The sequence below is a fragment of the Streptomyces sp. LARHCF249 genome, assembly GCF_052871255.1.
The window spans coordinates 1-5,927 of sequence record NZ_JBIXJQ010000025.1; the positions used below are offsets into that span (position 1 = coordinate 1).

Sequence of the window (5,927 nt, forward strand, 5' to 3'; positions counted from 1 at the left end):
CAGCGGCATGCGTGCGATGACGACGATGTCGTCCGGCACCAAGTGGCCGGGCAGTTCGGCCGCCAGCTCCCGCCGCAGCAGCGCCGGCAGCTTCGACGCCCGGCGGGACAGCGCGGGCGCGTTGGCGAGCGGCCTGGCCCGGGTGTCCAGGGGCCGGTACACGCCGCCGTAGCAGTGCGTACCGTCCGCGGGCACGATCACCGCCTCGAACCAGCCGGGTGCCTCGGCCGACCAGGTGCACAGGACGGCGCAGCCGTGCTCCTCGCCCCAGGTCTCCAGCACGTGCGGGTCGAGCGGCGTCCCCTCCGCCGTGGCGGGTACCCCGCACTCGGCCGCCTCGCTCACCAGCCTGGCGTTCGGTATCCGGGTCAGCCGGAGGCGGCCGCCGCGGCGGGCCAGCTCAGCCTCCAGGCCGGACACCTGGTGCACGTCCGAGCCCCAGGTGACCGTGGGAACGTCCGCGAGGTGCGTCGGCGTGCTCGACTGCTTGTGCAGGACGACTTCGTAGCGGTGACGGGTCAGTTCGTTCCCGACCGATCCGGGCTTCAGCCGGACGTCCACGGCCACGACGTCGGGGCGGGCGTCGGCCCACTCGGTGAAGAAGCCCGGATCGAGGTGGAGCTCCGTCTCGCGGAGCGCGGCGCGTGCGACCGCCGCCCGGACGTCGGACGGCTCGTCACCGGGGCGCTGGGCGTGGTGGACGGCCGTCAGGAACTCCCGCAGGGTGCCGTGGTTGCGGACGTCGCCGGCGAGGATCCGGCCGCCCGGGGCGAGCCGTCGGAACGCGACGTCCAGGACGCCGGAGAGGTAGGCGGCGTCGGGGAAGTACTGCACGACCGAGTTGAGCAGGACCGTGTCGAAGTACTCCGCCGGCAGTCCGTCGGCGACGTCGGCGGGCTGGCACCGCAGCGTCACCTTGTCCTTCAGCCGCGGATCCGTGCCGACCTGGGCGCCGAGGCGGTCGATGACCGACTCCGAGAAGTCGGTGCCCCAGTAGACCTCGGCCCCCGGGGCCAGCGGCCCGAGCAGGAGGCCGGAGCCGACCCCGATCTCCAGCACCCGGCGCGCCTGCAGACCGCGCACCCGCTCCACCGTGGCCGCGCGCCACTGGCGCATCTCCGGCAGGGGGATGGGTTCGCGCGTGTAGGAGCTGTTCCATCCGGTGAAGTCGTCGCCGATCCCGGTGGCGTCCGGCGCGGTGTCGCCGTACATTTCGTCGTAGATCGCGCGCCACATCTCGACGTGCTTGGTCACGTCCGCGTCCGGCACCTCGGGTACCACGTACGCCACCAGGCGCCGCTCCCCGAGCCGGTTCTCGCGGGAGACCACGGCCGCCTGCGCCACGCGGTCCCGCTTCCGGAGCGCGGCCTCGACCTCCTCGAACCGGTCGCTGGTCCTCGTGCGCTGTTGCGCGTCCGTGAGGGGCGCCATGCTCCTGTCACCTTTCGGTCGTCCACTGTCATGGCCGGCGGAAACCGCCGTCACCCGTGAGCCCACCCTAGGAAGGGATGCCCGGGTCATCCGGCCGCCTGACAGATGTCTGCCAGACCCGCCGGGGCCGCGGACGCGGCAGGCCGCCGCCGGCGGGGCCGCGCCCGTGCTCAGGCGAAGGCCGCCAGTGCCTCGCGGAGGGCCGCCGCCAGGTCCGCCGGACTGCTGCTCGGCAGGTCATGGCTGCCCGGCAGCGACACGACCCGGAACGGCCCGGTGGTGAGCGCCGACCATGCGTCGATCTGGGCGGGGTCGACGGTGTGGTCGTCGCGGCCGCGTACGGCCACCGTCGGAACGGCGACGGGCCCGGCGGCACCGCTCTCGTACAGCTCCAGCTCGTAGGTCTCGATGAGTTCGTAGTCGGCGCGCAGGGCGGGCTCGACGATGTCGAGCAGTTCCTCGTTGGAGAGGAGCTGCGCCGGGAGGTACCCGTCCGTCACGACCTGCTGGAGGAACTCCGCCCGCGGCAACGCCCACGTGGGCTCGCGGCGGACGCTCCCGGGAGCCGGGTGCGAGGAGACGACCAGCGCCCGCACCCGGGCGGGGCCCAGGCGCCGTGCCACCTCGTAGGCGATCGTCGAGCCGGCGCAGTGCCCGAACAGCACCACCGGCCGTCCCTCTGCGTGGCGGAGCAGCTCGTCGGCGAGCTTGTCGGCGAGCTCGGGCATGACGGTCTGCGCCGGCTCCTCGAGCCGGGACTCACGGCCCGGGAGGCGTACCGCGAAGGCGTCGAAAGCGTCGGACAGCTCGACGCACAGCCGGCGCACCGTGGTCACGCCGGCGCCCGCATGCGGAAAGGCGTACAGCGCGCACTCTTTGGGGCCGTCGTGAGGGACACCGACGAACCAGCGACTTTTCGTGTTTGTTCCCATGCACGTGAGGATGACCAGTCACCGCGGCCCACGGGCGCCGACCCTGACTGACTTCTGAAAGATCCTCGGACAACGGCCGACCGCCACGGCGAGACTGACACCCGGTCGGACCCGGCCTGATCCGAGAAGACAGGCCCCAGAGCCAGCCGAAGAGGCAGAGCACCGAGACAGAACGCGGGAGTGAGCGGTGGACAACTTCGGATCGGTCGGGGTGGCGAGCCCGGACCACGCCGGCCACGACGGCCCGGACCTCGAGGTGCTGCGCGCCCAGGTGCGGGTTCAGTGGGCCGACGCACTGGAGCACGACGACTTCGGCGACGACGAGGACTTCTTCGACGCCGGCGGGAACTCCCTGCTGGTCGCCGAGATCATGGCCGCGCTCGGGGCCGAGCTCGGCGTGCGCCTGCCGCTCCGGCTCTTCTTCGACCACCCGACGGTGAACGAACTGACCGGGGCGCTGACGGCCCACGAGGCCTTTCGGGCACCGGCGCGGTGAGCGCCCCGCCGGCGTCCGTCCCGGGCGCCCCCTGGAGCGGGTGGAACGAGACCGCGCGGCCGTTCCGCGACGACGCCACGATCCCCGGGCTGATCGCCGAGACCGCCCGGCGGTACCCGGACCACCCGGCGATCGTGACCTCCGACAAGCAGGTCCTCACCCACGGCGAACTGGACCGCCGCTCCAACCGGCTGGCACGGCTGCTGCGCGAGCTGGGACTGGGCCGGGGCTCCACCGTGGGCGTCTACGGCGAGCGCGACGCCTCGGCCCTCGTCGGCATGCTCGCGGTGCTCAAAGCCGGCGCCTCCTACGTCCCGCTCGACCCGGCGTGGCCCGCCCCCCGCGTGGTCGGGCTGCTCGACCAGCTCGACGTGGCGGCCGTGCTGACCGACCGCGCATCGCTGCCCGCCGTACAGGAGTTCCGGTGGGAGGTGCCTTCGCTCCGCCACGTGCTGTGCCCCGACGTCCCCGAGGAGTTCTCCTGGTCGGCCACCTTCCGGCGCGAGCGGGTCGCGGACCTCTTCGACTACCTGTCCGGCTCCCCGGACCCGCTCGAAGCCGCCGGCTTCAACACGCGCCGCTCGGAACGGCCCTTCACCGCGGACGACGTCCGGGGCTACCAGGACCACGTGGCGCGGTTCGTACGGGCCGCGACGTCCGCCGAACGGCCCTCGGTCCTGGAGATCGGGTGCGGATCCGGCCTGATCGTCGAGGCCCTGGCACCGTGGGCGTCCCGCTACGTCGCCGTCGACCCCTCACCGGTGTCCGTGGCCCGAAGCAAGGAGACCGGGGCCGGCGCCGGGGGCGAGGTCGACGGCGTGGTGTGCTTCGCCCATGAGGCCGCCGAGCGGGTACGCGGCCCGTTCGACGTCGTCGTGCTGGCCAGTACGGTGCAGTTCCTGCCGGACCTCGACCACCTGACCGGCGTCCTCGACTCGCTTCTCGGGCTGCTCGCCGACGACGGCGTCATCGTCCTCGCCGACCTCATCGACCCCGGGCTCAGCACCCACTCCGGCCTGCGGGTGCCGCCCCGCTTCGTCGAGCGCCTCCCCGAACTCCTGCCCGGGGTGGCCCGCGCGAGCGTCCACCGCCGCCGGGCCGAGGAGTTCACGGGCGAACTGGCCGAGCGGTACGACGCCGTCATCCGCGTCGAGCCGTCCCGCGACCGCGCGGCGCCGGGCCGCGAGCCGCTGTGGACCGGCCATCACGTCGGCCTCCGGCCGGCCGCCCCGCTCGCCACCGGTCCGACGGCCGACGACGTCTGCTACACCATCTTCACGTCCGGTTCGACCGGTGCGCCCAAGGGAGTCGTCGTCACCCACCGGTCGGCGGTGAACCTCATCGACTGGATGAACCGCACCTACGGGGTCGGGCCCGCCGACGAGATCCTGTTCGTCACGTCCTTCTGCTTCGACCTCTCGGTCTACGACATCTTCGGCGTGCTGGCCGCCGGCGCGACCGTACGGCTGGCGTCGGCGGCGGAACTCGCCGAGCCGGACACCCTGGTGGACCTGCTCGAACAGAAGGCCATCACCATCTGGGACTCGGCGCCCGCCTCCCTGGCCATGGTCATGCCCTTCGTCCAGGCCCGCGAGCCCGCCGGGCGCGACGCGCTCCGCCTGGTCCTCCTCAGCGGCGACTGGATCCCGGTGCCGCTCCCGGACCAGATCCGGGCCGCGTTCCCGAACGCCGAGGTGGTGGCGCTGGGCGGCGCCACGGAGTGCACCGTCTGGTCGAACCACTACCGGGTGGGCGACGTCGACCCCGCGTGGCCGAGCATCCCCTACGGGAAGCCGATGCAGAACGCCCGCTACTACGTGCTCGACGGCGACCTGCGGCCCTGCCCCCTCGGCACGGAGGGCGATCTGTACATCGCCGGCACGTGCGTGGCCTTGGGCTACGCCGCGGCCGCCCGTCTCACCGCCGCCAAGTTCCTGCCCGACCCGGGAGCCCTGCACCCCGGCGAGCGCATGTACCGCACCGGTGACCGCGCCCGCTGGCTGCCGAGCGGCGACCTGGAGTTCCTGGGCCGCCTCGACGACCAGGTCAAGGTGCGCGGCTACCGGATCGAACTGGGCGAGGTGCAAAGCGCCCTCCTCCAGTGCCCGGGCGTCCGGGCCGCGTCGGTGGTGGCGCCCACGGGGCGGGGCGGGCGGTCGCTGGCCGCCTTCTACGTGCCGACGGCCGAGCCGCTTTCGAAGGCCGAGGTCGTACGCGCCCTGCGGACCATCCTGCCGTCGTACATGATCCCCACCCGCATCACCGCGCTCGACGAGCTGCCCCTGACCAGCACGGGCAAGGTCGACCGGGCGGCCCTCCTGCGCCGGCTGTGAACCCCCGGGAGGTCCCGGTCCCCCTGCCCCTCACCGCGGGCAGCCAGCCTCCCTGAGCCCGGTCGCCGGGGCCCGGCCTGTGGCCGGGCCCCTCCGTCGTCTACGAGCCCCAGGCGCCCGGCGCGCGGAACGGCGGGCAGGGCAGGGGCGGCAGCCTGCGGGGCCGCGCAGCGGAGGGTGCGGGCTGCAGGGTCTCGTGGCGCTTGCGCAGGCGGGTCGTGAGCAGGACGGCGAGGGCGGCGATCTCCTCGGCGGTGGGGTTGCCCCTGGAGATACGGATCGAGGCCATGGCGAGGGCCAGAGAGGTGTCCTCGGCGGGGGCCGCCCCGGAAGGCTCGGGGCGGTCCGCACGCGCTGCGGGGTCCGGGCGGTCCGTGTTCGCGGGCGGGCCGGCGGGATGTTCCCCTGCGGGGGTGACACGCACCGCAGGGGCGGTCGGCAGCGGACGTTCCTCGACGATGATCATGGGTACCCCTTTCGACACGGTCGCACCGGGAAGCGCCTGGTGCCGGACACTCCAGGATCGGCCCGGGCGCTACAGCCCGGCTCGGATTCCGCACGGGAATGCGTACGGAATGACTCGCGAACGCCTGCGATCATGGCCGGAACCCGACGTTCCGAGTCTGGTTCCCCCAGTGAAATTCCACCGAGATTCGAGGCGCATTCGAATCATATTCAAGCGCCATTCGAGTGGATATTGCAGACACGCAAAATGCCGCCGCGGGGCCATGAAGC

General features: G+C 73.1%; 5 protein-coding genes. 2 read left to right on the top strand and 3 right to left on the bottom strand.

Annotation, left to right across the window (positions count from 1 at the left end; all coding sequences use genetic code 11):
• Both ACIPUC_RS36795 and ACIPUC_RS36800 read right to left on the bottom strand, forming a co-directional pair.
• A partial coding sequence (locus ACIPUC_RS36795) for a methyltransferase (RefSeq protein WP_446594789.1) occupies positions 1-1,431 on the bottom strand: 1,431 nt, incomplete at its 3' end.
• Between the two features lie 170 nt (positions 1,432-1,601).
• On the bottom strand, positions 1,602-2,363 hold the full coding sequence (locus ACIPUC_RS36800) for a thioesterase II family protein (protein WP_446594791.1): 762 nt from the start codon (positions 2,361-2,363) through the stop codon (positions 1,602-1,604).
• 187 nt (positions 2,364-2,550) lie between these two features.
• Here ACIPUC_RS36800 and ACIPUC_RS36805 point away from each other — a divergent pair, with 187 nt between their 5' ends.
• Entirely contained in the window at positions 2,551-2,859 is a 309-nt protein-coding gene (locus ACIPUC_RS36805; RefSeq protein ID WP_446594793.1) for an acyl carrier protein, read from the top strand.
• The gene (locus tag ACIPUC_RS36810; RefSeq protein WP_446594795.1) at positions 2,856-5,192 is read left to right on the top strand and encodes an amino acid adenylation domain-containing protein; all 2,337 of its coding nucleotides are present in this window, start codon (positions 2,856-2,858) and stop codon (positions 5,190-5,192) included. Before ACIPUC_RS36805 ends, ACIPUC_RS36810 begins: the two co-directional genes overlap by 4 nt.
• Before the next feature lie 100 nt (positions 5,193-5,292).
• On the opposite strand, the gene ACIPUC_RS36815 is transcribed toward ACIPUC_RS36810, so the two are convergent.
• Complete coding sequence (locus ACIPUC_RS36815) at positions 5,293-5,658, bottom strand: acyl-CoA carboxylase epsilon subunit (protein ID WP_446594797.1); 366 nt, start codon at positions 5,656-5,658, stop codon at positions 5,293-5,295.
• Positions 5,659-5,927: the final 269 nt, after the last annotated feature.